The sequence below is a fragment of the Simplicispira sedimenti genome, assembly GCF_022760965.1.
GTDB lineage: Bacteria > Pseudomonadota > Gammaproteobacteria > Burkholderiales > Burkholderiaceae_C > Simplicispira > Simplicispira sedimenti.
On record NZ_JAKVIJ010000002.1, the window covers coordinates 195,350 to 219,000 of the forward strand.

The 23,651-nt window shown below is 67.9% G+C and carries 25 protein-coding genes; 8 read left to right on the forward strand and 17 right to left on the reverse strand.

The window, feature by feature from the left end; translation table 11 throughout:
• Positions 1-9: 9 nt before the first annotated feature.
• The 3 genes from gspI to gspG are packed head-to-tail and all read right to left on the reverse strand — an operon-like array spanning position 10 to position 1,254.
• Positions 10-381 (reverse strand): type II secretion system minor pseudopilin GspI, encoded by a 372-nt coding sequence (gene gspI / locus MJ602_RS03405; protein ID WP_243019403.1) that lies wholly within the window; start codon positions 379-381, stop codon positions 10-12.
• Complete coding sequence (locus MJ602_RS03410; protein WP_243019404.1) at positions 378-839, reverse strand: prepilin-type N-terminal cleavage/methylation domain-containing protein; 462 nt, start codon at positions 837-839, stop codon at positions 378-380. The genes gspI and MJ602_RS03410 overlap by 4 nt, the downstream gene beginning before the upstream one ends.
• Positions 814-1,254 (reverse strand): type II secretion system major pseudopilin GspG, encoded by a 441-nt coding sequence (gspG, locus tag MJ602_RS03415; protein WP_162017208.1) that lies wholly within the window; start codon positions 1,252-1,254, stop codon positions 814-816. The genes MJ602_RS03410 and gspG overlap by 26 nt, the downstream gene beginning before the upstream one ends.
• Before the next feature lie 65 nt (positions 1,255-1,319).
• Here gspG and MJ602_RS03420 point away from each other — a divergent pair, with 65 nt between their 5' ends.
• A complete protein-coding gene (locus MJ602_RS03420; RefSeq protein WP_243019405.1) occupies positions 1,320-1,766 on the forward strand; it encodes a type II secretion system protein N in 447 nt (148 codons plus the stop codon).
• 33 nt (positions 1,767-1,799) lie between these two features.
• Here the strand turns inward: MJ602_RS03420 and MJ602_RS03425 are convergent, their stop codons facing one another.
• Genes MJ602_RS03425 through MJ602_RS03460 form a run of 8 tightly spaced genes read right to left on the reverse strand, consistent with a single transcriptional unit; the run spans position 1,800 to position 8,486 of the window.
• Positions 1,800-2,225, reverse strand: a complete 426-nt coding sequence (locus tag MJ602_RS03425; RefSeq protein WP_243019406.1) for a hypothetical protein — start codon at positions 2,223-2,225, stop codon at positions 1,800-1,802.
• Positions 2,222-4,045 carry a radical SAM protein gene (locus MJ602_RS03430; RefSeq protein ID WP_243019407.1) on the reverse strand — a complete coding sequence of 608 codons (1,824 nt, stop codon included), beginning with the start codon at positions 4,043-4,045 and terminating at the stop codon, positions 2,222-2,224. The genes MJ602_RS03425 and MJ602_RS03430 overlap by 4 nt, the downstream gene beginning before the upstream one ends.
• A gap of 2 nt (positions 4,046-4,047) precedes the next feature.
• Positions 4,048-4,506: a hypothetical protein gene (locus tag MJ602_RS03435; RefSeq protein ID WP_162017202.1), complete on the reverse strand. Its 459-nt coding sequence runs from the start codon at positions 4,504-4,506 to the stop codon at positions 4,048-4,050.
• An 18-nt stretch (positions 4,507-4,524) separates the two neighbouring features.
• Entirely contained in the window at positions 4,525-5,073 is a 549-nt protein-coding gene (gene ruvC / locus MJ602_RS03440) for a crossover junction endodeoxyribonuclease RuvC (RefSeq protein ID WP_243019408.1), read from the reverse strand.
• Positions 5,074-5,131: 58 nt separating this feature from the next.
• Positions 5,132-6,130 (reverse strand): phosphatidate cytidylyltransferase, encoded by a 999-nt coding sequence (locus MJ602_RS03445; RefSeq protein WP_243019409.1) that lies wholly within the window; start codon positions 6,128-6,130, stop codon positions 5,132-5,134.
• 4 nt (positions 6,131-6,134) lie between these two features.
• A complete protein-coding gene (locus tag MJ602_RS03450) occupies positions 6,135-6,863 on the reverse strand; it encodes a lysophospholipid acyltransferase family protein (protein WP_243019410.1) in 729 nt (242 codons plus the stop codon).
• A 43-nt stretch (positions 6,864-6,906) separates the two neighbouring features.
• The gene (locus MJ602_RS03455) at positions 6,907-7,449 is read right to left on the reverse strand and encodes a low molecular weight protein-tyrosine-phosphatase (protein ID WP_479725623.1); all 543 of its coding nucleotides are present in this window, start codon (positions 7,447-7,449) and stop codon (positions 6,907-6,909) included.
• A gap of 20 nt (positions 7,450-7,469) precedes the next feature.
• Complete coding sequence (locus MJ602_RS03460) at positions 7,470-8,486, reverse strand: GlxA family transcriptional regulator (RefSeq protein ID WP_243019411.1); 1,017 nt, start codon at positions 8,484-8,486, stop codon at positions 7,470-7,472.
• 114 nt (positions 8,487-8,600) lie between these two features.
• On the opposite strand from MJ602_RS03460, the gene MJ602_RS03465 reads away from it, so the two are divergent.
• On the forward strand, positions 8,601-9,221 hold the full coding sequence (locus MJ602_RS03465) for a LysE family translocator (RefSeq protein ID WP_243019412.1): 621 nt from the start codon (positions 8,601-8,603) through the stop codon (positions 9,219-9,221).
• An 11-nt stretch (positions 9,222-9,232) separates the two neighbouring features.
• On the opposite strand, the gene mtgA is transcribed toward MJ602_RS03465, so the two are convergent.
• From mtgA to MJ602_RS03490, 5 genes are read right to left on the reverse strand one after another with little or no spacing between them, the layout of a single operon-like run.
• Positions 9,233-9,967: a monofunctional biosynthetic peptidoglycan transglycosylase gene (gene mtgA / locus MJ602_RS03470; protein WP_243019413.1), complete on the reverse strand. Its 735-nt coding sequence runs from the start codon at positions 9,965-9,967 to the stop codon at positions 9,233-9,235.
• Between the two features lie 13 nt (positions 9,968-9,980).
• Positions 9,981-10,835, reverse strand: a complete 855-nt coding sequence (gene aroE, locus MJ602_RS03475) for a shikimate dehydrogenase (RefSeq protein ID WP_243019414.1) — start codon at positions 10,833-10,835, stop codon at positions 9,981-9,983.
• Positions 10,832-11,695, reverse strand: a complete 864-nt coding sequence (locus MJ602_RS03480) for an energy transducer TonB (RefSeq protein ID WP_243019415.1) — start codon at positions 11,693-11,695, stop codon at positions 10,832-10,834. The genes aroE and MJ602_RS03480 overlap by 4 nt, the downstream gene beginning before the upstream one ends.
• Positions 11,692-13,770, reverse strand: coding sequence for a ribonuclease catalytic domain-containing protein (locus tag MJ602_RS03485; RefSeq protein WP_243019416.1), 2,079 nt, complete (start codon positions 13,768-13,770; stop codon positions 11,692-11,694). Before MJ602_RS03485 ends, MJ602_RS03480 begins: the two co-directional genes overlap by 4 nt.
• 37 nt (positions 13,771-13,807) lie before the next feature.
• Entirely contained in the window at positions 13,808-14,392 is a 585-nt protein-coding gene (locus MJ602_RS03490; protein WP_243019417.1) for a YqiA/YcfP family alpha/beta fold hydrolase, read from the reverse strand.
• Positions 14,393-14,487: 95 nt separating this feature from the next.
• Between MJ602_RS03490 and MJ602_RS03495 the strand changes: the two genes are divergently transcribed.
• The 6 genes from MJ602_RS03495 (at position 14,488) to MJ602_RS03520 (ending at position 22,137) form a co-directional block, all read left to right on the forward strand.
• Positions 14,488-16,908 (forward strand): serine/threonine protein kinase, encoded by a 2,421-nt coding sequence (locus MJ602_RS03495; protein WP_243019418.1) that lies wholly within the window; start codon positions 14,488-14,490, stop codon positions 16,906-16,908.
• 38 nt (positions 16,909-16,946) lie between these two features.
• Complete coding sequence (gene rodA, locus MJ602_RS03500) at positions 16,947-18,119, forward strand: rod shape-determining protein RodA (protein ID WP_162017190.1); 1,173 nt, start codon at positions 16,947-16,949, stop codon at positions 18,117-18,119.
• Positions 18,120-18,154: 35 nt separating this feature from the next.
• Complete coding sequence (gene tldD, locus MJ602_RS03505; RefSeq protein WP_162017189.1) at positions 18,155-19,639, forward strand: metalloprotease TldD; 1,485 nt, start codon at positions 18,155-18,157, stop codon at positions 19,637-19,639.
• A gap of 245 nt (positions 19,640-19,884) precedes the next feature.
• Complete coding sequence (locus tag MJ602_RS03510; RefSeq protein ID WP_243019419.1) at positions 19,885-20,427, forward strand: hypothetical protein; 543 nt, start codon at positions 19,885-19,887, stop codon at positions 20,425-20,427.
• A gap of 228 nt (positions 20,428-20,655) precedes the next feature.
• Positions 20,656-21,786 (forward strand): 3-deoxy-7-phosphoheptulonate synthase, encoded by a 1,131-nt coding sequence (locus MJ602_RS03515; RefSeq protein ID WP_243019420.1) that lies wholly within the window; start codon positions 20,656-20,658, stop codon positions 21,784-21,786.
• Positions 21,787-21,825: 39 nt separating this feature from the next.
• Positions 21,826-22,137 carry a hypothetical protein gene (locus tag MJ602_RS03520; RefSeq protein WP_162017186.1) on the forward strand — a complete coding sequence of 104 codons (312 nt, stop codon included), beginning with the start codon at positions 21,826-21,828 and terminating at the stop codon, positions 22,135-22,137.
• 75 nt (positions 22,138-22,212) lie between these two features.
• Here the strand turns inward: MJ602_RS03520 and mpl are convergent, their stop codons facing one another.
• Complete coding sequence (gene mpl, locus MJ602_RS03525) at positions 22,213-23,640, reverse strand: UDP-N-acetylmuramate:L-alanyl-gamma-D-glutamyl-meso-diaminopimelate ligase (RefSeq protein ID WP_243019421.1); 1,428 nt, start codon at positions 23,638-23,640, stop codon at positions 22,213-22,215.
• Positions 23,641-23,651: the final 11 nt, after the last annotated feature.

A 23,651-nucleotide genomic window follows, 5' to 3' on the forward strand; every position in this document is an offset into this window, starting at 1 on the left:
TGTGCCATATCAGCGGCGACCCACGATGGTGGACAGCCGCAGTACCGGCTGGGAGTCGTCGAACACCTGCGCATCCACCCGGCGGAACGACGGGTTGGGCGTGGGGCGCACCACCAGGTTGACCAGCAAGCCCCGGCCCGCCTGGTCGCAGGGCTGCGTGGTGTCGCCAATCGGCGGCATCTGGCGCGACAGGCGCGTGGCGATCAGCGCGTTCTCGGCGCAGATCTGGGCCAGCAGCACATCGGACTGGCGCTGGGCGTTGCGCACCAGCGCGCTGCTGGCCTGGGAGCCCGCCAGCAAGGCAATCGCCACAATGGCCAGGGCCGTGAGCACCTCCACCAGCGTGAAGCCGCGCTGTACCGAGGGCGACTGGGGGCTCAAGGTGCGGCCTCCAGAGTGAAGGGGCGCAGCCCATCGGTGGCCACGCGCACGCTGCGCTCGGGCCAGGAAGGGTGGGCCAGGGTGACTTGCTGTGGCCCGATCAGCGGCTCGGGGCCCAGCCACAACTGCCCCGTGCCGCGCACCTGGGTCTGTGCGTCCAGCCATTGCGTGGGCAGCGTCTTCTCGGGCAGGCCGTCGAAGTGGAACCCCTGCCCATCGGCCCGCCAGCGCACCGCCACACCGCTGGCGCGTGACTGTGCGCGGCCCGCCTCCAGCAGCGCGGCCAGGCGCTCGCCTTCGCGCTCCAGCAGGGCGCCGCCGTTGTCGCGCAGCGCCAGGGCCACGCCGGCCATCGCCAGGCCCACAATGGCCAGCACCACCAGCAGTTCCAGCAATGTGAAGCCCCGCAGCCGCTGCGGGCGCCACAGCGGCCTATTGCCAGCTGCCAATGTCGGCATTCTTGCCTTCGCCGCCGGACTGGCCGTCGGCACCAAAGGACATCACGTCCACCTCGCCCTTGATGCCGGGGCTGAGGTACTGGTAGGGGCGCCCCCAGGGGTCGCTGGGGAGCTTTTCCAGGTAGGGCTTCCAGTTGAGCGGCTGCGGGCCCGAGGTGGGCTTGGCAATCAGCGCCTGCAGGCCCTGGTCGGCCGTGGGGTAGCGCTGGTTGTCCAGCCGGTAGAGCTTGAGCGCCTGCATCAGATTGGTCACATCGGTGCGCGCAGCAGTCACGCGGGCGTCATCGGCACGGTCCAGCACGTTGGGCACGATCAGCGCACCCAGCACGCCGATGATGACCAGCACCACCATCAGCTCGATCAGTGTGAAGCCACGGGCCAGCGTGCGGCGCGCGCAAGAGTCGGAAAGGTTCATGGTCGGCAGGCGGTTGAAGAAGGGCCACGGGCCATCCCGTGCATCGGCTGAATCATAATCGCGCGATGCAGACCCGATCACACCAACCCTGGGGCGTGCGCCTGAGCACCCTGGCCATCTGGGCACTGGCCGCCGCCAGCGCGGCCTACTGGGGCCTGCGCCTCACGGCTCGCCCCCCCGGCATGCCTGCGCCCACTGCCGCCCCCGCCCCCGTGGCTGCTGACATGCAGGCCATGGCGCGGCTGCTGGGCGCGGTGACCGCACAGACGCCCCAGGCCGCTGCAGCGCCTGTCTCCAGCCGCTTTGCGCTGGTGGGCGTGCTGGCGGGCCAACAGGGCGGCAGCGGCGCCGCCCTCATCGCCGTGGACGGCAAACCCGCCAAACCCTACCGCGTGGGCGCCACGGTGGATGCCGGGCTGGTGCTGCAGTCGCTGGGCCCGCGCCAGGCCCGACTGGGGGCTGGGCAGGAGGGTGTCACAACGGTGACGCTGGAGATGCCGGTGCGCAAGTGACAGTGGCAGCGGGAAGCCCGGCAGCCCTGAAGTTCACCCGTTGTTATTGTTGTTATTGTTGTTATTGTTGTTATTGCTGCTGCGGCCCTTGTCCCGTTCCTTGGCCGGTAGCTGGCCGGGCAGGGTGAGGAACAACCCGGCGGTTCCCAGCATGACCAACTGCGCATTGCGGCTGTAGGCGGCGCTGTCGATGGCCGAGAGCTTGGCGCCGTTGCACCACAGGGTCTGGATCTGGCGTGCCTGCGGCACGTCGTAGCTTTGCACCACCTTTCCCCCCGCGTGGCACGAGATGCGGCCTTCCTGGTAGATCAGGTGGTCTTGCTTGCCGCGTGCGCTGTCGGCCAACCAGCGCACCAGGGGTTCTTCGACCTGGGTGCGCGCGGGGCCGTCTTCCAGCCGCAGGGCGTTCAGAAAGCATTCCACGGTGTAGGCGGTGCGCTGCAGGTCGATGGTGTTCATGGCAGGAAATGGAATTCAAAGTTCTGGAACGGCAGGTTGGCCGTCTGCACATGGTAGAAGGCGTTGGCCTTCTGCTTCTGGTAGTGGTACTCGCGCAAAAAGAAGGTCGTCACGAACAGGTTGTTAAGCACGCCGCGCTGGTAGTGCGCGCGGTGCAGTTCGATGAGGCTAGAGAGGTCCACCTGCGCGAAGTCGTCACCGAGCAGGGCGCTGGGCTCCAGGAAGTCGGCGTAGAGCTGGTAGGTGAACACATGCGCCTGCTTGCTGCGCTGTTCGTCGCCATAGACCACGGGCGTGTCGCGCAGCATTTGCAGGTAAATGGTGTTGCGCACGGCCTCGGGGCAGTTCTGCGCCAGCAGGTCGCGGCGCAGGTGCAGCCGCACGCGGTCGCCGGGCACCAGGGTGTGCAGGCTGCGCTGGGTTTTGAGCAACTGCGATTCCAGCGCGATGGCCTCGCCATTGACTTCAAGCACGAAGGCGCTGCCATCGAACAGCGCCTGCAGCACCGGGTCGGCATCGATGAGCGCGGGCAGGGTGTTTTTCTCTTCGCCCAGGTCGCTGGGCAGCACCAGGCGGCGCGTGGTGGGGCGTGGCGTGGGTTGCGTGAAGGCCAGGCCGGGGTGCGTGGCGAGCTGGTACTGCTGCGCGTAATCCTGCTGTACGTCGGGCGGGTCGGCGGGGTAGCTGAGCGGGGCGTCGGCGTAGATGCGCTTTTGCAGGCCGCAGGTGTAGGAGCGGCCGCTGTGGTTCTGGTGCTTCACTACCGGGCAGCCTGTGTGGCAGGTGGACAGGTGGCTGCAGCCCTGGCAGGCGCTGTCAAAGCCGTGCGCCTGGTGCACCGCGCGGATTTTGCGCGCACCGTTGTCCAGGATGTCGAGGATGGGCTGCTCGAACACGTTGCCGTAGCGGAATTCCGGAATGCCCTGGCCGCGCACGCAGGAGTACACCGAGCCGTCGCTCTGCAGCAGGTAGAAGCGCTCGCCGCAGTTGGCGGCGTTGGTGCAGTAGCCGGGCGTGAACTCGTCGAACCAGTGGCGGCGCAGGCCTTCCTCCAATTCGGTGCCCAGGAAGGCGGCGTGCAGCGTGTCGTACAGCCGCTGCTGCTGCTCGGGCGTGGCGGGGGTGAGCACGGCCTCGCCCTTGGCGGCGCGGTTGAGCTCTGAGCCGAAGGCGAACATCAGGTTGAACTGGTTCATGTCGAAGCCCAGCTCGCGGTGGATGAACCAGATGTCGTCCACCAGCGCCTGCATGTCCTGCAGGTGTTCGCTGCTGAGCGTGGCGGAAATTTTCTTGGCGTGCGGGTAGCGCGCCAGCAGGCGGATGTTCTCCAGCGTGCGCGGCAGCCAGCCGGTGCCGCCGCGCGTGGTGCGGTGGCGCTCGTGCAGGGCCAGCGGCAGGTCGATGCTGGCGCTGATGGACACCTTGTGCCGGTCGAACAGTTCGTAGAGCGGCGCGAACTTGAACAGGTTGGTCTTGATGTGCGGCGCCGATTTGCGGTGCCCCAGGGCGTTCAGCGCGTCGAAATGCTCGCGGTAGTGCGCGCGAATCATGCCGAACAGCGCGTCGAGCACCTCGGGCGGCAGCGTGGTCACCTCGCCGCCGTGCAGCGATACGTTGAAGGCCAGCACGCCGGCCGCGCGCAAAGCATCGAGCGTATGGCGCAGCGTGTGCTCGGCCTGCTGCGCGTCGCGCTTGAGCGCGGCCTCGCTGGTCTGCTTGCCCAGGTAGCAGTAGCTGCAGCTCAGGTTGCAGCACAGCGTGGGCACGTAGAGCAGGTGGATGGAGCGCTCGAAGGTGCGCGTGTGAGCGGCTGCGTCCATGCTCAGGCTTCCTCCAGCGGTGTGCCGGGCGCGGCCTTGAGCACGCCCTCGATGATGCGTGCCGAGACCTTCTCGAACTTGGTGTCCTTGTTCTTGGCGATCTTGTCGGGCTTGCGCGCGTTGGTGGGGAACTTGCTGCGCTCGATGACCAGCGGCTTGCCCTTGTCGGCGCCGTACAGGGACAGGCGCCCCTCGCTTCTGGCGAGCACCATGCGCTGCACGTTGCCAAAATAAACAATCGTGTCGCCACACAGCAGGTAGCGCGGCCCGATCTGCAGGTAGCGCGCCGCCGACAGCCGCGCCACCACCGGAACCAGCCAAAGCACCGCACCCACAGGGAAGGCCAGCACCGTGGCCAGCAGTGCCAGCACCGCACCGCCATACATCACCCCGCGCCGCACCGGGCCGATCAGCGGGCGGCCCCCGTGGGGGTATTTGAAGAGCGCAAACGACGTAGGCATGTGGATGCAGGGCAAGAGTCAGTAGCTTCGCCCGCCCTTGTACATCGCATGCTGGCGGCGCTGCAAGTCGGTGACCTGCGCCACCCTGGCCATGGCTGCGCCCGCGTGCGCGTGGGTGATGGCCAGGCCCAGCGCGTCGGCGGCGTCAGTGCCGGGCAGGCCGGGCAGGTCGAGCAGGCGGCGCACCATCTCCTGCACCTGGGACTTGGCGGCGCGGCCATGGCCGACCACGGCTTTCTTCATTTGCAGCGCGGTGTATTCGGCCACGGGCAGGTCGCGCGCCACCAGCGCGGTCAGGCAGGCGCCGCGTGCCTGGCCCAGCAGCAGGGTGGACTGGGGGTTGACGTTGACGAAGACGATCTCCACCGTGGCCACGTCGGGCTCGTAGCGCGCCACCACCTCGCCGATGCCGTCGAACAGCACCTTCAGGCGCCCAGGCAGGTCGCCCAGCGCGATCTTGGTGGTGCGGATGGTGCCGCTGGCCACGTAGCGCAGCTGGTGGCCCTCTACGTCGACTACGCCAAAGCCGGTGGTCTGCAAACCGGGGTCAATGCCAAGGATTCTCATTTGCTATTGTTTTGATAGCTGCTTGCGCTTTGTGGGTAAGCGCTGGAGGCCAATTCATTCATAAACCAAAATACCAGCGCACCGAATGGAAGAACACCGGCGCGGCGAAGCACAGCGCATCCACGCGGTCGAGCAGGCCGCCCGCGCCGGTGACCGACTGGCCCTGCATGCCCCAGCTGGTCACGCCCCGGTCGCGCTTGAGCGCCTTCATCACCAGATGCCCCAGACTGCCCGCCGTGCAGGCCAGCAGTGCCATGCCCAGCGCCTGCCCCGGCTTGAACGGGGTGATGAACGACAGCAGCCCGCCCACCAGCCCACCCACGGCCACACCGGCCAGCCAGCTCGCCCATTGGAAGCTCTGGCTCACCGCGGGCGCCACGGGCTGGTGCGGAAAGCGTCGTCCCAGCAGGTGCTGCACCACCATACAGGTTTGCACCGACAGCACCAGGTAGAACACCAGGAAGGCGCCCCGCCCCGGCCCTTGGCCCGGAAAGTCGAGCAGCAGCAGTGCGGGCACATGGCTCATGCCATAGACGCAGACCATGATGCCCCACTGCAGCTTGGCGCTGCGTTCCAGAAAACGCTGCGGGTCGTTGGCCAGCGCGCTCACCACGGGCAGCGCCAGGAACACATAGACCGGGATGAACACCGTGAACAGGTCGAAATGCCGCGTACCCACCAGCACGAACTGCAGCGGCAGCACCACGAAGAAGGCCAGCACCAGGCTGCGGTGGTCGCCGCGCCGCGTGGGCGAGAGCGTGATGAACTCGCGCAGCGCAAAAAACGCCACCAGCGCGAACAATACCGTGGCTGCCGTGTCGCCCAGCACCCAGCCGACCCAGAACACCGTGGCCATGGCCCAGGAAGTCTGCAAAAGCCCGCGCAGGCGCCGCCCCTTGGCCTTGCGTGCGGCGGCGGCGTCGGCATCCCCCGCAGGCGTTTCGCGCAGGCCGCGCACAAAAGCCCAGAGGGTGACGAGCGAGAGCACACCAAAGACCACCAGGAACAGCGCACCGATCTGCTGCGTGGTGGAGAGGCTGCGCAGAAAGGAATTCATCGCGTCACACCTCCCTCAAGGCCATGACGGCGCGGCGCGCGCGGTCGAGGAAGGGGCGGCGTTCCTCGCCGGGCTCCAGTTGGATGGGCGCACCGAAGGTCACCGAGCACAGGATGGGTACGGGCACCACCTCGCCCTTGGGGATGACGCGCTGTACGTTGTTGATCCAGGCCGGCACCAGCACCACCTGGGGGAACATCTGCGCCAGCCGGAACAGGCCCGACTTGAAGGGCTGCGGGTCATCGCCATGGCCGCGCGTGCCCTCGGGGAAGATGATGATCGAGTCGCCGCTTTCCAGCGCGCGCACCAGCGGTGCCAGCGGGTCGCCCTCGGGCAGCGCGGCGCGCAGGGCCTCGGGGCTGGGCGGGGGTGGTGCTTCGCTGGCCGGGTCGGGTCCGCCGGGCTGGGCGCTGTCGGCAACGACCGCAGCTGCCGGGGCCGTGGGCGGCGTGGCCGCCTGGCGCTCCACGTAAATGGCGTTGAACACGGCGGTGGTGATCCATTGCCGAAAAGGCGATTTCGTCCAGTAGTCGCGCGCGGCGATAGGGCGGGTGATGCTGCGCAGCTCCTCGGGCAGTGCGGCCCAGATCATCACCAGGTCGGCATGGCTCTGGTGGTTGGCAAAATAGATACGCTGCTCCGCCTTGGGCGGGCAACCGTACCAGCGTGCCTGCGAGCCGGTGAGCACGCGCACCAGGCCCAGCAGGAAGAAACCCATCAACTTGGCAAGCATGGGGGGATGATAGGGGGCGAACAGGGCGGCGCGCAGGCAACCGTTAGGGGCGGCTCCCGGTGGCGGGCGCCAGCACGCCGAGCAGGCCCCGGCAGGCGTCTTCCACGATGTCGAGCACGTGCTCGAAGCCCGCTGCGCCCCCGTAGTAGGGATCGGGCACCTCGTAGGCCTGCACGGTGGTGCAGAAATCCGTGAGGCGCAGCAGGCGGTGGTGCTGTCCGGGTGGGCACAGCGGGCGGGCATGGGCTTCGTTGGCTGCGTCCATCACCAGCACCAGGTCGAATTCCTCGAAATCGCGGGCCACGAGGCGGCGCGCGCGCTGCGCCGAGAGGTCATAACCGCGCCGTGCGGCATGCTGCTGGGCGCGCTCGTCGGGCGGCTCGCCCACGTGGTAGCCGTGCGTGCCGGCCGAATCGACGGCGATGCGCTGGGCCAGGCCCGCGTCAGCCACCAGTTTTTCGAGCACGCCGTGGGCGGTGGGGCTGCGGCAGATGTTGCCCATGCAGACCATGAGGACGCGGACGGGGCCGGCCTCCGTGCGGTGGGCCAGGTGGGGCAGGGCGGGGAGCGAGGGGGCGTGGGGCATGGGGGGCATTGGCAAAAGGGTCAAGGGGAGGACGGGGCGGCGCGCTGTGCGCGCAGCGCGCCGGGGCTCTGGCCCAGGTGCTGGCGCATCAGCCGGCCCAGGCTGGCGGCGCTGGCCAGGCCCACCTCGCCGGCGATGGACGCCAGGCTGTGGTGGGAGTGCTGCACGCGCCATTGCGCATGCTCCAGGCGCATCCGGGTCCAGTGTTCGTGCGCGCTCACGCCAAAGCGCTCCTGGAACAGCCGGTCCAGGTGGCGGCGCCCGATGCCGATGCGCCGCGCCAGTTCGGGAATGCCCATGGGCTCGCCCAGCGCGCTGCGCATCAGGGCGATGGCGCGCGAAAGGTGCCTGCCCAGGCGCGGGTCGCCCTCCATCGAGCGCAGGGGGTGCGCGGGGTGGCGGGGCTCGTCCACCAGCATGTCGGCCAGGCCCTTGCAGGCGCGTGCCCGGCCGCAGTGCCGCGCCAGCAGCTCCACCGCCATGTCGATGGCGGCGGTGCCGCCGGCGCAGGTGATGCGGTCGCGGTCGAAGCAGTAGATCAGTTCGCCGCGCACCGCGATGCGCGGGAAGGCGCTGCGGAACTCGGCCACGTGGCGCCAGTGCAGCGCCACCTCGTGGCCGCGCAGCAGCCCGGCCCGCGCCAGCAGGAAGCAGGCGTTGTCGATGGCCACCAGCGGCAGTCCGTGGCGGCTGGCGGCGCGCAGCACGGGCGCATAGGCCCCGGCCAGGGCCATGGACTTTTCCACCGTGCGGCTGCCGAACACCACCAGGTAGTCGAACGCGCGCCAGTCCACATCGGCAGGCGTGGCGTCGATCTCCACGCGCACGCCGCTGCTGGAGGTGACGGGCTGCGCGTCGATGCCCAGCAGCGTCCAGGCGCAGTGGCGCTGGCGGCTGCGGTCCGCGTCGTCGGCCGAAAAGCGCAGCTTGTCCAGGAAGCCGCCGAACGGCAGCAGCGTGAACTCTGGCAGCGGCAGCAGCAGTAGGCGCACGTCGGGCCGCTGCGGCGCCGGTTCGTGGGAGGGATGCGCGGCCATGCAGGTGAAAAAATGTCCAGATCGGTCGCAATATAAGCCAGATCGGAGCATGGCAAAGGCGTACCGCCGGCCTAGACTGCACGGCGTCTGGAACGTTCTTTTCGGAGTGCAGCAATGGCCTGGTCCCTGTGGTGGGTGTATCTGCTGGCGTCGGTGGGCCTGTCGCTCACCCCTGGCCCCAACAGCCTGCTGGTGCTGGCGCACGGCGCGCTGCACGGGCGCCGGCGCACGCTCTGGACCATCACCGGCGGCTCCCTGGGTTTCGCGCTGCTGATCGGCCTGTCCATGCTGGGCATCGGCGCACTGCTGCGCGCCTCGGCCGACGCGCTGGTGCTGCTCAAATGGGGCGGCGGCGCTTACCTGGTGTGGCTGGGCATCCAGCTCTGGCGCGCGCCGCCGCTGCAGCTGGACATGCCCGAGATCGACGGCCAGCACGGCCCCGTGCGCCGCTCGGTGATGTTCCGCCAGGGGCTGCTCGCAGCCATCTCCAACCCCAAGGCCCTGCTGTTCTACGGCGCCTTCCTGCCGCAGTTCATCGAGCCGGGGCGCAGCCTGTGGCTGCAATACGTGGTGATGGCGGGCACGTTCTGCATGATCGAGTGCGTGGTCGAGTTCGGCCTCGCCAGCCTGGCGCACCGCGTGCGCCCCTGGCTGCGGCGCGTGGGGCGGCGCTTCAACCAGGGCTGCGGCGTGCTGTTCGCGGTGATGGGGGCAGCGCTGCCGCTGACGAACTGAGGCGCTGAGCGTCAGGGCAGCTCGGCGCTCCCCATGCGCGCCAGGATGGTGCGCGTGCGCCCGCTCAGATAGGCCGAGTTCGGCGTCTTCTCGAAGCGCTTGGGCGCGGGCAGCATGACGGCCAGGCGCGCGGCCTCGTGCGGGGCGAGGTCGGCGGCGCTCTTGCGGTAGTAGTGGCGCGCGGCGGCCTCGGCGCCGAAGACGCCGTTGCCCCATTCCACGTTGTTGAGGTAGATCTCCAGGATGCGTTCCTTGCTCAGGAACTGCTCCAGCGCCAGCGTGAGCACAAATTCCTGGCCCTTGCGCACGAGGGTGCGCTCGCCCGAGAGCAGCAGGTTCTTGGCCAGCTGCTGGGTGATGGTGGAGCCGCCGCGGATCTTGGGTGCGCGCACCGGCTTGTCGGGTGCGCGGGCCTGGGCCTTGGCGGTTTGTGCCTCGGCCTTGGCGTTGCGTTCCCAGGCCTTTTCGATGGCGTTCCAGTCCACGCCCTCGTGGTTGACGAAGCCGTCGTCCTCCGAGGCGATCACGGCGCGCTTGAGGTGGCCGCTGATCTGCGCATAAGGCACCCACTGCTGGCGCCAGCGCAGCGGGCCGCCGCTGGCGATCTGCGCCCAGGCCTCGGAGCGCTGGAAGGTGGTGGATTCGGGGTTGACTGCCGCCATGGCGGCGATGCGCAGCACGAAGAACAGCTCCAGCGCGAGCACCGCGAACGCGACGAGGCCGATCCAGCGCAGCAGGGCTTTCATGGGCGGTGGGCGCTCAGTGCGCGGCGGGTGTGGCCATCAGCGCGCGCAGCTGGGCCAGCACCTGGCCGCTGGGCGGGCGCACGCCGCGCCAGATGCGGAAGGCCTCGGCGGCCTGTTCCACCAGCATGCCCAGGCCGTCGCGCGGCGTCGCGCCGTGCTCACGCGCCCAGCCGAGAAAGCCCTCGGCGGCAGGGCCGTACATCATGTCGTAGGCCAGGCTGCCGGGGCGCAGCACGCGCGCAGGCACGGGTACTTCGGCACCGGCCAGGCTGCTGGCGGTGGCGTTGATGATGAGATCAAAATCATGCTCCAGCGCTTGTGGGAACTGCGCTGATAGCTCTGTTTTTTGTAGCGCTGCAAGCGCGGCGTGCGATTGCACCAGCGCCTGGGCACGCTCCAGCGTGCGGTTGGCCACCACCACGCGGCGCGGGCCCGCGGCCAGCAGCGGGCCCAGGGCCCCGGCGGCGGCGCCGCCCGCGCCGACGAGCAGCACGTCGCGCCCGGCCAGGGCGAAGTCGGCGCCTTGCTCGATGTCGGCCACCAGGCCCAGGCCGTCGGTGTTGTCGGCATGGATGGTGCCGTCGATGAAGCTCAGGGTGTTGGCTGCGCCCGCCAGTTGCACGCGCTCGCTGCGCACGCTGGCAGCCTGCGCCGCCTCCAGCTTGAAGGGCACGGTGATGTTGCAGCCGCGCCCGCCCGCCTGGGCAAAGTCGCGCAGCGCAGCGCCAAAGCCGTCGAGTGGCACCAGGCGGCGTTCGTACGCCAGGGCCTGGCCCGTGAGTTCGGCAAAGCGGGCGTGGATCCACGGCGAGCGGCTGTGCTCCACCGGGTTGCCCATGACGCAGTACAGGTCGGTGGGGCGGGTCATCGGACGGAGGTTTCCAGCGTTTGGTCGCGGGTGAACCTGAAGCGCGAGACGACGGCGATCTGGTCTGCCTTCTGCCGCATGTCGGGGTTGAAGCTGCCGAACGGCCCGGCGCCCACGGCAATGGCTTCGGCCTGGCGGTCCAGGCGCGAGTTGCCCGAGCCCTGCACGATCTCGGTGCCGAGCACGCGCCCGTCGTGGTTGACGGTGAGGATCATGACCAGCTCGCCGTAGAGCTTCTTGCCGCCGTATTCGGGGAAGTTGACCGTGCCCTTGTCCTCGACCTTGCGGCGCAGCTGGTCGTAATAGACGGCGTACACCTCCTCGCGCGTGGCGGGGCTGATGTAGCGCTTCTTGGGGCGGGAGTTTTCTTCGTTGATGCGCTTTTCGATCTCGGCCAGCATCTTGATGAGCTGGCGGCGGCGCTCCTGCTCGGCTGCCTCCTGGGCGTTCTGCGCGGGCTTGCGCGGGTCGGGTGCGGGCAGCGCGGCAATGTCCTTGCGCAACTGGGCAAGCAGCAGGGTTTGCTGCTCCTGCAGCGCGTCCATCTTGCGCTGGGCTTCCTCGAAGTCGTCGCCCACGGTGGTCAGTGCCGAGTAGGGCAGGGGGCTGGTGGCGCGGCCCTTGTCGGCGTCGCCGCCCCCGGCCAGCGAGAACTGGGCAATGGCCTGGGCCTTGTCGGGCTTCTCGTTGGATTGGGCGTTGACCAGGATGACCTCCAGCGGCGTGTCCTGGAACATGCGGTCAAACCCTGCGGGATCGACAAAGCGCACCGAGAGCACGGCGGCATGCAGCGCCACCGACACGCCCAGCGTCAGCTGCAGCGTGTTCCACTGGGAGAGGAAGGAAGTCAGCGGTTTCACGGGGAGGGATTATCGGTGCTTGCGCCGGCCTCGGGCTCGTTGACGTCCACGGCAATGGCGATGGGGCCGGCCTGCAGGGCTTCGTCGTCCTCGGCCTCGTCCACGGGGCCGTCGTCGCTCGGGTCCGCAGGGTCGTCTAGGCGCTCGATCAGGGTGCCGTGCACGTCCAGCGCGATCTCATCGACCTCGCCCAGGCGCACGCGGATGCGCGCGCCGCGCGGCAGGTTTTGCGCGCCCAGCACCGGGAAGACCAGCGGAAGCGCATCGGCGCGCACCAGAAAGCTGCCGCCGGGCCCTTCCTTGAAGACGGTGGCTTCCAGCTCGGTGATGCCGTTCTGCTCCAGGTACTTGAGCGTCCAGAAGCGCTCCATGCCGGCCTGGTAGCCGTTGTAGGCGCTGTAGGCGGCATCGAAGCTGCTGATGATGGAGAACAGGTCGGCGTCCTTGGGTTTGAACGGCGCGGCCAGTGCGGCGGTCTTGCCGTGGCGCGCGCAGGCAATGATCTGCCACTGGTTCACCAGGTCGGTGTAGCGGCGCAGCGGCGAGGTGGCCCAGGCGTAGCTCTTCACGCCGATGCCCGCGTGCGGCAGGGCCTTGGTGCCCATGCGCACCTTCACGCCCGGTGCCAGGCTGGCCTGGCTGCGGTAGATGCCGGGCACGCCGTGTTCGGCCAGCATCTGGCCCCAGGTGCTGTTGGCGACGATGGCGGCCTCGGCCACGATCAGGTCCAGCGGCGCGCCGCGCTTGCGCGTGCCGATGGTGACCTGCTCCGTGCCCTGCGGCTCGGCGCCGTCGTTGCCGTGCAGGCGGAAGGTGTAGTCGGGGCGGTTGAAGGTTTCGGGCTTGCCGCGCACCAGCTCGCGCCCGGCCTTCAGTTTGAGCGCCAGGCGGTACAAAAAGGATAGCTGCTCGCGCCTTTCCAGCAAGGCCTGGGGCGTGTTTTCATGCTGAATCGATGGGTCTTGCAGCCAGGCCTCGGTGACGATGTGGTCAAGCTGGTCGTGGCGCAGGTTCACGGCCACGGGCACGCGCTCCAGGCGTGTTTCGGTGGCGGTGATCTCCAGGGTCTGCTCGTCGATGGTCGCGTAGAGCGACACGGCCGGGTTGGCGCGGCCTTCGTCCAGGGTATAGATCTGCACCACGGCGTCGGGCAGCATGGTGATCTTGTAGCCCGGCATATAGACGGTGGACAGGCGCGTGCGGCCCAGCTTGTCCAGGTCGCCGCCGGGCTGGATGGCCAGGCCCGGTGCGGCAATGTGGATGCCCAGCGTGACGGTGCCCGTGCCCAGGCCCTGCACCGAGAGCGCGTCGTCGATCTCGGTGGTCTGCGAGTCGTCGATGGAATAGGCTTGCACGGGGGCCAGCGGCAGGTCTGCCGGTGGCTGGGGCGCGGCGACGGCGGGAAAGCCCGTGCCCTTGGGGAAGAAGTCGAACAGGAAGCGCTTCCAGTGGAATTGGTAGCTCGAATCGATGGCGCCCGCCTTCTGCAACAGCGCCAGCGGCGCGGTGTGCGTGGCGCGGCTGGCCTCGACCACGGCCTTGTATTCGGGCGCGTTCTTGTCGGGGCGGAACAGAATTTTGTAGAGCTGCTCGCGGATGGGCTGCGGGCACTCGCCCTGGCCCAGTTGCTCGGCCCAGTCGGCGATCTGCTGCATCACCAGCTTTTTCTTTTCGATGGCGGCCAGCGCCTGCTGCAGGATTTCGGCCGGGGCTTTCTTGAAGCGGCCCTTGCCGGCGCGGCGGAAGTAGTGCGGCGCATCGTAGAGCGCGAACAGTGCGCCGGCCTGCTCGGCCAGCGTGGCGCTGGTGGAAAAGTAGTCGCGCGCCAGGTCGGCAAAGCCGAATTCCTCCTCGGGGGCGAATTCCCAAGCCAGCGGCAGCTCGATGGTGGCAGCCACGGCCTGGGCCTGGACCACCAGTTCGGCGGGAGCGGGCTTTTCGAACTTGAGCAGGATGTGGGCGGCCTTGGCCTTGACCCGTTTGCCGGAATCGAGCTCGATCTGGGCTGAGGTCTCGGCTTCGGACAGGATGCGACCGGCCAGGAACTTGCCGGCTTCTTCAAACAATGCGTACATGGGCGCGATTGTCCCATGGGCTTGCCGCAGGGAGGGGTCAGGCCAGTTCGAGGAAGTCCACGATGGCGTCCAGGTGCGTGTCGAAGTCGCTCAGCGCATGGTCTCCGCCTTCCAGCAGGCGCAACCGGGCCTGGGGGTAGCGTGCCACCATCTCGCGCCAGTCCAGCACTTCGTCTCCCTTGGCGATGATGGCCAGCTCGGGCCCGGCCGGGGGCTGGCCGCGCAGGTCCAGCGCGCGCAACTCCTGCACGTACTCGGGCCGGAAGAAAAAACGCTCCTCGGGCTGGTGCCAGGCGGTTTGTTCGCCGATGTAGCGCTCCAGGTCGCGGGCCGGATTCACCGCCGGATTCAGCAGCACACTCGAACAGTGGGCCTGGCGTGCCACCCAGGTGGCGTAGTAGCCGCCCAGCGAAGAGCCCACCACGGCCATCTGGTCGAGCGGCCATTGGGCGATGCCCTGGGCCACCTGCTCCATGGCCAGGCGCGGCGAGGGGGGGAGCTGGGGGCACCAGAAGTGCAGTCCTGGGTGGTGTTGGGCCACATGCTGCGCCATGCGTCGGGCCTTGGCAGACTGGGGGGAGGAGCGAAAACCGTGCAGGTAGAGCAGATGGGTTGTGGCCATGGTGCGACAAAAAGAGGAGCCGGTGCAAACACTGGTACAAAGCGCAAGCGCAGGCATAAGATGTGCGAACAGACTGTTACAAACCCAGGCCCACGATGCCCGATTTTGCCCCGCTCTCCACTGCCAAGCGCCTGCTGACCGGAGGCGGTGCACAGCCTGCCGCCGTGGGGCGCTTTGAACTCAGGCGCCTGCTGGGCAAGGGGGCGCAGGCCAGCGTGTGGCTGGCACACGATCCGCGCCTGCAGCGCGAGGTGGCCATCAAGCTGCTGCCGCCGGTGCAGGGGCAGGACGCCGCCGCGGTGCTGGAGCATTGGCTGCGTGAGGCACGCCATGTGGGGCGCCTGGCGCATCCGCACATCGTGCCCGTGTTCGAGGCCGATGTGCAGGGCCAGCAGCCCTACATCGTCTTTGAATATGTGCCCGGCTGCACGCTGGCCGAGCACCTGGAGCGGCAGGGGCGCTGTGCGCCACACGACGCGGTGTCCCTGGTGGTGGATGTGCTCGACGGCCTGCAGGCGGCCCACGCGGCGGGCATCGTGCACCGCGACCTGAAACCCTCGAACGTGATGGTGGACGCCCAGCGCAACGCCCGTGTCATGGACTTTGGCCTTGCTGCCGCCGTGGCCAGCACGCCCGATGCGCAGTTGGCCAGCGGTACCCCGGCCTACATGGCGCCCGAGGCCACGGCCAGCATGCCGCCCGCGCCTGCGATGGACATCTACTCTGCCGCGCTGGTGCTGGTGGAGCTGTTGACGGGCCGCCCCCTGATCCACCAGACCGATACCTGGCAGGCCCTGTATCGCATTGCCAACGACCGCATCGAGCTGCCCAAAGACCTGGGCAGCGGTGTGGACGATGCCTTGCGCGCCATCCTGCAGCACGCCTTGGCCCGTGACCCGGCGCAGCGCTATGCCTCGGCAGCGGAGTTCCGCGATGCGCTGCAGGCCTGGGCCGCACCGGTGAGTGCCTCCACCACAGCGGGCAACGCCACGCTGGACTTTTTGCTGCGGCGCATGCGCCACAAGAGCGACTTTCCGGCGCTGTCGGATTCGGTGGCGCGCATCCAGCGCGTGGCCAGCTCCGAGGACGACAGCATCAGCGACCTCACACGCGAAATCCTCAAGGACGTGGCACTGACGCACAAGCTGCTGCGTCTGGTCAACAGCGTGCTGTTTGCGCATGCCAGCCAAGGCTCGGTCAGCACGGTCTCGCGCGCAGTCAGCCTGGTGGGCTTCAATGCCGTGCGCAACATGGCGCTGGGCTTGGTGTTGCTGGAGCACATGCAGGACAGGCAGCATGCGGGGCAGATGCGCGAGGAGTTTTTGCGCGCCATGATGGCTGCGTCGCTGGCCTCCGAGCTGGGTGGCGCGGCCATGTCGGAGGAGTCGTTCATCGGTGCACTGTTCCAGAACCTGGGCCGCATGCTGTGTTCCTTCTACTTCGCCGAAGAGGCGGCGCAGATCCGCACCGCCGTGGCGGCGGGCACTGAGGAGGAGGCGGCCGCGATGCAGGTGCTGGGGCTGGGGTTGGAGGACCTGGGCGCTGGCGTGGCGCGGGTGTGGGGCCTGCCCGAAACCTTGCAGCGCTGCATTCGCAAACCGCTGGGGGCGCCGCCCCACCGCCCGCCAGAGAAGGGGGCCGAGGGCCTGCGCTGGCTGGCGCGGGCGGCCAATGAAGTGGCCACGGCCATCCTGCAGACGGAGCCGCAGCAGTTGGACGCTCGCCTGCAAAAGCTGGGTTCGGAATGGTCGCGCACCCTGGCCCTGCAGCCACAAGCCTTTGCCGATGCGACCTTGCGCGCGCGCCAGCAGTTGGTGGCGCTGGCGCAGGCGCTGGAGTTGCAGGTGGCCCCCGACAGTGCCGCCGCACGTCTGCTGCGCTTGCCTGCGCCGGTGGTGGATGCCGCCGCCAGCGATGAGCTGGCGCCGCACGAGCTGCATCCCCATGCCACCCAGCCGCTGACGGTGCAGGCCCCTGTCAGTGGCCCCCAGGCCCAGGCGCAGATGGCGGACGTGCTGTCGGCCGGCATCCAGGATGTGACCAATGCCATGGTCAACGAGGGTTTTGCGCTCAACGATGTGCTGCGCATGATTCTGGAGGCCATGTTCCGCGCGCTGGGTGCGCGCCGCATCGTGTTTGCCCTGCGTGATGCGCGCGCCGACGTGCTCACGGGACGCTTCGGGCTGGGGGAGGGTAGCGAAGCGGCGGTGCGTTCCCTGGCGGTGCCCTTGCGCGAAACCGCCGACCTGTTCACCGCGGTCTGTGTGCGTGGGGCCGATACCCTCATCAGCGACGCCACCGAGGCCCGCATGCAGGAGCGTCTTCCTGCGTGGTACCGCAAGGGGCTCAATGCGCCCACCTTCTTGCTGCTGCCCCTGCAGATCAAGGGGCGGCCGTTTGCGCTGATCTATGCGGACCAGGAGCGCCCCGGCGCCCTGGCGGTGGATGACAAGGTGCTGGGGCTGCTGCGCACGCTGCGCAACCAGGCCGTCATGGCGTTTCGCCAGCGGACCTGACCCTGGAGGGGCTGCGCGCTGGCCGCGATAATCGCGGGATGGCCACCACGATCGACAAGCCCACCCTGCTGCAACGCGTCCTCCCCTTGTTCAGGGGGTTTGACGGCTGGCTGGTGGCCATTGTCCTCATGCTGGCAGGCGTGGGCTTGGTGGCCATGTATTCGGCGGGCTATGACCACGGTACACGGTTTGTGGACCATGGGCGCAACATGCTGATCGCAGCGGGCATTTTGTTCCTGGTGGCCCAGGTGCCACCCCAGCGCATCATGGCGTTTGCCGTGCCGCTGTACCTGGCCGGGGTGGCATTGCTGGTGGCGGTGGCCCTGTTCGGCATCACCAAGAAGGGGGCGCAGCGCTGGGTCAACGTAGGCATCGTCATCCAGCCCAGCGAGATTCTCAAGATTGCCATGCCGCTGATGCTGGCCTGGTGGTTCCAGCGGCGCGAAGGGCAGTTGCGTCCGTTGGACTTTGTCGTGGCGGGGCTGTTGTTGGCGCTGCCCGTGGGGCTGATCATGAAGCAGCCCGATCTGGGCACGTCGCTGCTGGTGCTGGCGGCAGGGCTTTCCGTGATCTATTTCGCCGGCCTGCCCTGGAGGCTGGTGCTGCCGCCCGTGGTGCTGGGTTTGGTCGGCATTGCCGTGCTGGTGGCGATGGGCGACGATTGGTGTGCCGACGGCGTGCGCTGGCCCATCCTGCATGATTACCAGCAGCAGCGCATCTGCACGCTGCTGGATCCCACGCGCGACCCCCTGGGCAAAGGGTTCCACATCATCCAGGGCATGATTGCCATCGGCTCCGGCGGGGTTTTTGGCAAGGGCTTCATGGCGGGGACGCAGACGCACCTGGAGTTCATTCCGGAGCGCACCACGGACTTCATCTTTGCCGCCTATTCCGAGGAGTTCGGGCTGCTGGGCAACCTCGTGTTGGTGTTCGGTTTTCTGATGCTCGTCTGGCGAAGCCTGGCCATTGCCATGGGCGCGGGAACGCTGTTTGGCCGACTCATGGCAGGCGCGGTGTCCATGATCTTCTTCACCTATGCGTTTGTGAACATGGGGATGGTCAGTGGCATGCTTCCCGTGGTGGGGGTGCCACTGCCGTTTGTGAGCTACGGGGGCACGGCCATGGTGACCTTGGGCCTGGCGCTGGGCATTCTCATGTCGATTGCGCGGGCGCAGCGCCTGCCGGTTCCCGGCAAACCGGTGGTGGCCTGAGGCGCACTGGGCCGTGGCCGCCTAAAATCCTGCGGATGACCTCTCGCCCCACCCTTGGCGCGCCGCGCAGCGCGCCCACCATTGATCGCATCGCCCAGGCCCAGCAGTGTCTCCTGGCCCCTTTTGGCCTGGACGAAAGCCACCTGGCACGGGCCCTGGCAGAGATCCGCGCCCACCGCGTGGACGATGCCGACCTGTACTTCCAGACCACCCGCAGCGAGGGCTGGAGCCTGGAGGAAGGCATTGTCAAGACCGGCTCGTTTTCCATCGACCAGGGGGTGGGCGTGCGTGCCGTGTGCGGAGAAAAAACGGCCTTCGCCTATTCGGACGACATCTCCGAAGCCTCCCTGTTGGACGCTGCACGCACGGTGCGCAGCATTGCGGCGGCGGGGCATTCCGCGCGGGTGGCTGCCAAGGCACGCAAGGTGGCCAAAAGCCGCAGCCTGTACCCGGCCGTCGATCCGATTGCCACGCTGGACAGCACGGCCAAGGTGGCCTTGCTGGAGAAGGTGGAGCAGCGCGCCCGTGCCCGCGATCCGCGCGTGGTGCAGGTCATGGCCGGGCTGGCCAGCGAATACGACGTGGTGCTGGTAGCGCGTGCCGATGGCACCCTGGCCGCCGATGTGCGCCCGCTGGTGCGCCTGTCCGTCACGGTGATTGCGGAGCAGGGCGGTCGCCGGGAGGTGGGCTCTGCGGGCGGGGGCGGGCGTTTCGGCCTGGCGTATTTCGACGACGTCCAGATCGGGCGTTATGTGGAAGAGGCGGTCAACACCGCACTGGTCAACCTGGAATCCCGACCCGCGCCGGCCGGCGAAATGACGGTGGTGCTCGGGCCCGGCTGGCCCGGCATTCTGCTGCACGAGGCCGTGGGCCACGGGCTGGAGGGCGACTTCAACCGCAAGGGCTCCAGTGCCTTCAGCGGGCGCATCGGCCAGCGCGTGGCCGCCAAGGGCGTGACCGTGCTGGACGACGGCACGCTGGCCGACCGGCGCGGCTCGCTCAATGTGGACGACGAGGGCCAGCCCAGCGGCTGCAATGTGCTGATCGAGGACGGCATTCTGCGCGGCTACATCCAGGATCGCATGAATGCCCGCCTGATGAACGTGGCGCCCACCGGCAATGGCCGGCGTGAAAGCTATGCCCACATTCCCATGCCGCGCATGACCAACACCTACATGCTGGCGGGCGACAAGGACCCGAAGGAGATCATTGCCAGCATCCGCAAGGGCCTCTATGCCACCAACTTTGGGGGTGGGCAGGTGGACATCACCTCGGGCAAGTTCGTGTTTTCGGCCAGCGAGGCCTACTGGGTGGAGAACGGCAAGATCCTCTACCCCGTCAAGGGCGCCACCATCGTGGGCAGCGGCCCCGAATCGCTCAAGAAGGTCAGCATGATCGGCAACGACATGCGCCTGGACAGCGGCGTGGGCACCTGCGGCAAGGAGGGCCAGAGCGTGCCGGTGGGCGTGGGCCAGCCCACCCTGCGCATCGACGGGCTGACGGTGGGCGGCACGGCATAGGTGGAGGGGGCACCCCCCTTGTCGCCTTCGGCACCTTCCCCCCGCTCTCGCATCGCTGCGCAATTCGGGCAGGGGGACGCTCCCTGCACTGCGGGGCGGCCCTTGCGCGGGAGCCCTGGTGGGGCCGCGCCCGCTACTGGGGTTTGGGGCGGAAGTGCCCGCAGGTGTTGCGGCCATGCACCACCTCGGGGCTGGGGGCGTCGGTGGCCGGTGCGCATGGCGGGGGAAGGTTGGACAATCGTGCCATGGCTGCCTCTCGCCCCTTGTCCTTGCAAACGCTCCAGACATTTGGCGATATCAGCCGTTTTCTGCGCGAGGGCGTGGCGGACGAGGATTCGCGCCAGATGCGCGACAGCGTGGGTGCTTTGGCCCAGGTGATCGACGAGGCCGTCAAGGTGCGCCATGCGCGCCACGAGGCGGCGCTGGTCACGCAGCATGCGCAAGGCCTGGTGGGTACGGTGCGTGAGCACCAGCGTTTCATCACCGGGCTTGGCTCGGCCTGGCATGCGTTGTACGAGTTCGGTGCTTACCAGAGTGCTCTGCGCGAACTGCGCAGGGCGGCCGAAGACTGGCTCAAGGCGCTGGAGCGCCGCAGCAGCCGCGAAGGCGCCGCTTTTGACCGTGTGGAACTGCTGGCCTGGCGCACTCTGGGCGAGGGGGTGTTGCTCATCGATATGTATGAGCAGGGCGGCACCAGCCTGCTCAGCGGTGTGCCGGAGTCTTCGCCACCTCCCGGCACCACGCCCTGGATGCGCATGGCGGCCTGGTGGAAGCGGCTGCGTGGCTGAAATGCCGGGCGCGGGCGCGATACTGCAGTGCAACGCAAATATGCTACATTCGGCCCCTATGCCATCGCGCTTCGCTTTTTACTTTTGGTTTTGGTTCTCGGTCCCAGGCGGATGAGAGGCGAGCGCGCGAGCACCCAGACACTTCCCACCCAACCGCCGAAGCTGCAAAGCCCGGCGGTTTTTTGTTTTTGAGCGTTTTCCCTTTCCACTTCTCACAGAAAGCACCCCATGAGCCCCAAAGCCCTGAGCGCCAGTGATGCCTGGTACCAAAGCGTCGAGAAAACCAGCGAGACCGACGACGAACGCATCAAGGACATCACCGTGCTGCCCCCTCCCGAACACCTGATTCGCTTCTTCCCGATCCGTGGCACGGCGGTGGAGCAGTTGATCACCCAGACGCGCAAGACCATCCACCAGATCATGCACGGCAAGGACGACCGCCTGCTGGTGGTGATCGGCCCGTGCTCCATCCATGACCCGGCGGCTGCGCTGGACTATGCGCGCCGCCTGAAGGAAGTGCGCGCCCAGTACCAGGGCACGCTGGAGATCGTGATGCGCGTGTACTTCGAGAAGCCGCGCACCACCGTGGGCTGGAAGGGCCTCATCAATGACCCCTATCTGGACGAGAGCTACCGCATCGACGAGGGGCTGCGCATCGCACGCCAGTTGCTCATTGAGATCAACCGCCTGGGCGTGCCGGCGGCCAGCGAGTTCCTGGACGTGATCTCGCCCCAGTACATCGGCGACCTGATCGCCTGGGGTGCCATCGGTGCGCGCACGACGGAGAGCCAGGTGCACCGCGAGCTGGCCTCGGGCCTGTCGGCGCCGATCGGCTTCAAGAACGGCACGGACGGCAACATCCGTATTGCCACCGACGCCATCCAGTCGGCCAGCCGGGGTCATCACTTCCTGTCGGTGCACAAGAATGGCCAGGTCGCCATCGTCAATACCAAGGGCAACAAGGACTGCCACGTCATCCTGCGTGGCGGCAAGGCGCCCAACTACGATGCGACCAGTGTGGCCGCCGCCTGCAAGGAACTGGAAGCCGCCAAGCTTCTGCCGACGCTGATGGTGGACTGCAGCCACGCCAACAGCAGCAAGCAGCACGAGAAGCAGCGCGACGTGGCGGGGGACATTGCCGCTCAGATCGCTGCGGGCTCGCACAACGTGTTCGGCGTCATGATCGAAAGCCATCTGGTGGCAGGCGCGCAGAAGTTCACGCCGGGCAAGGACCAGCCCGGTGCACTGGAATACGGCAAGAGCATCACCGACGCCTGCCTGGGCTGGGACGACTCGCTCCACGCGCTGGCCGACCTGTCTCAGGCCGTTCTGGCGCGCCGCCAGCGTGCCAAGGTGTAAGCTAGCGGCTGTTTCTTATCCCCCACTGAAAGGCATTTCATGCATAGCGTAGTGACGGTTTCCCTGGGTCAAAGTCAGGAATTTCGTTTCGAACTCGATGGCGTCGCACCCATGGCGCACGAAGAGGCGCGGCTCTGGCTCGATGGCGAATTCACTGCCATGGAGTGCGAGCCTCTGCGTGCCAGCGGCAAGGTGCTGCTGGCCGACAAGGTGCTGGTGGTGGCGCGGGATGCGGGCGTCTCCCGGCTGGGCGATCGCGAGTGGCTGGGCCAGTTTGCACGCGCAGTGACTGCAGCGCTGTCGCGCCCTGTGGTGCGTATTGACCTGCAGGGAATGACCATCGCTTACTGATGGAATAGGTGTTTTGCGCCCTTCAATAGGGCGCAAAGCGCTACAAAAATAATAGCTAAAGCGGCGCGGGCCGCATCAGTGGGCTTTGCCCAGCGCTTGCAGCAAGCGCTCGTGCACGCCGCCAAAGGCGCCGTTGCTCATGCAGACGATGTGATCGCCCGCTTGTGCGGCCTGCACCACCTGGGCCACCAGGTGCTCCACATTGGGGGCCGTTTGTGCGCGGCCACCGGGGCCGGTGCCCAGGGGTGCCAGCGCTGCGGCGGCATCCCAGTCCAGCCCAGCGGTGTGGCAGAACGCCAGATCGGCGCTCTCCAGTGCCCAGGGCAACTGCGCTTTCATGGTGCCCAGCTTCATGGTGTTGCTGCGTGGCTCGAACACGGCCAGGATTCGCGCGCTGCTTCCCACCTGCCGCCGCAAGCCGTCCAGTGTGGTGCGCATGGCCGTGGGGTGGTGGGCAAAGTCGTCGTACACAGTGATGCCGCGTACCATGCCGCGCCGCTCCATGCGGCGGCGCACGTTCTCAAAGCGGGCCAGGGCCTGGGCTGCATCCTGCGGTGCCACACCCACATGGTGGGCTGCCGCGATGGCGGCCAGCGCGTTGAGCTGGTTGTGCACGCCGCCCAGTGCCCATTGCACCTGCGCGACCTTGCGGCCATGTTGCAGCACGGCAAAGTCGTGCGGCTCCCCCTGTGCGGTGAAGTCGCTCACTGCCGCGCCAAAAGTCAGCACCGGGCTCCAGCAGCCCTGGTGCAGCACGCGGGTCAGGCTTTCCTCCAGGCCGTTGGCCACCACGCAGCCCGAGGGCGGTACGGTCCGCACCAGGTGGTGGAACTGGCGCTCGATGGCGGCCAGGTCGTCAAAAATGTCGGCGTGGTCGAATTCCAGGTTGTTCAGCACGGCGGTGCGTGGCCGGTAGTGCACAAACTTGCTGCGCTTGTCGAAGAAAGCGGTGTCGTATTCATCGGCTTCGATCACGAACAGCGGTGCCTCGCCCTTGGGACCAGCGCCGGGCTGGGGCCGCCGGGCGGCGCCCAGCCTGGCCGAAACGCCGAAGTTCAGTGGCACCCCACCCACCAGAAAGCCTGGCTCCTGACCCGCGCACTCCAGGATCCAGGCCAGCATCGAGGTCGTGGTGGTTTTCCCATGCGTGCCCGCCACGGCCAGCACATGGCGCCCCTGCAGGATATGCTCGCTGAGCCACTGGGGGCCGCTGGTATAGGCGGCGCCACTGTCCAGAATGGCTTCCATCAGGGGGAACTTGGGGCTGCCGTCGGCCAGGCGCGCACGGCTCACCACGTTGCCGATGACGTACAGGTCAGGCTGCAGCGCCAGCTGGTCGGCGCTGTAGCCCTCGATCAGGTCGATGCCCAGTGCGCGCAGTTGGTCGCTCATGGGAGGGTAAACGCCTGCGTCGCAGCCCGTGACGCGGTGGCCCGCCGCGCGCGCCAGTGCGGCCAGCCCGCCCATGAAGGTTCCGCAAATGCCCAGGATATGGATGTGCATGGATGAATTCT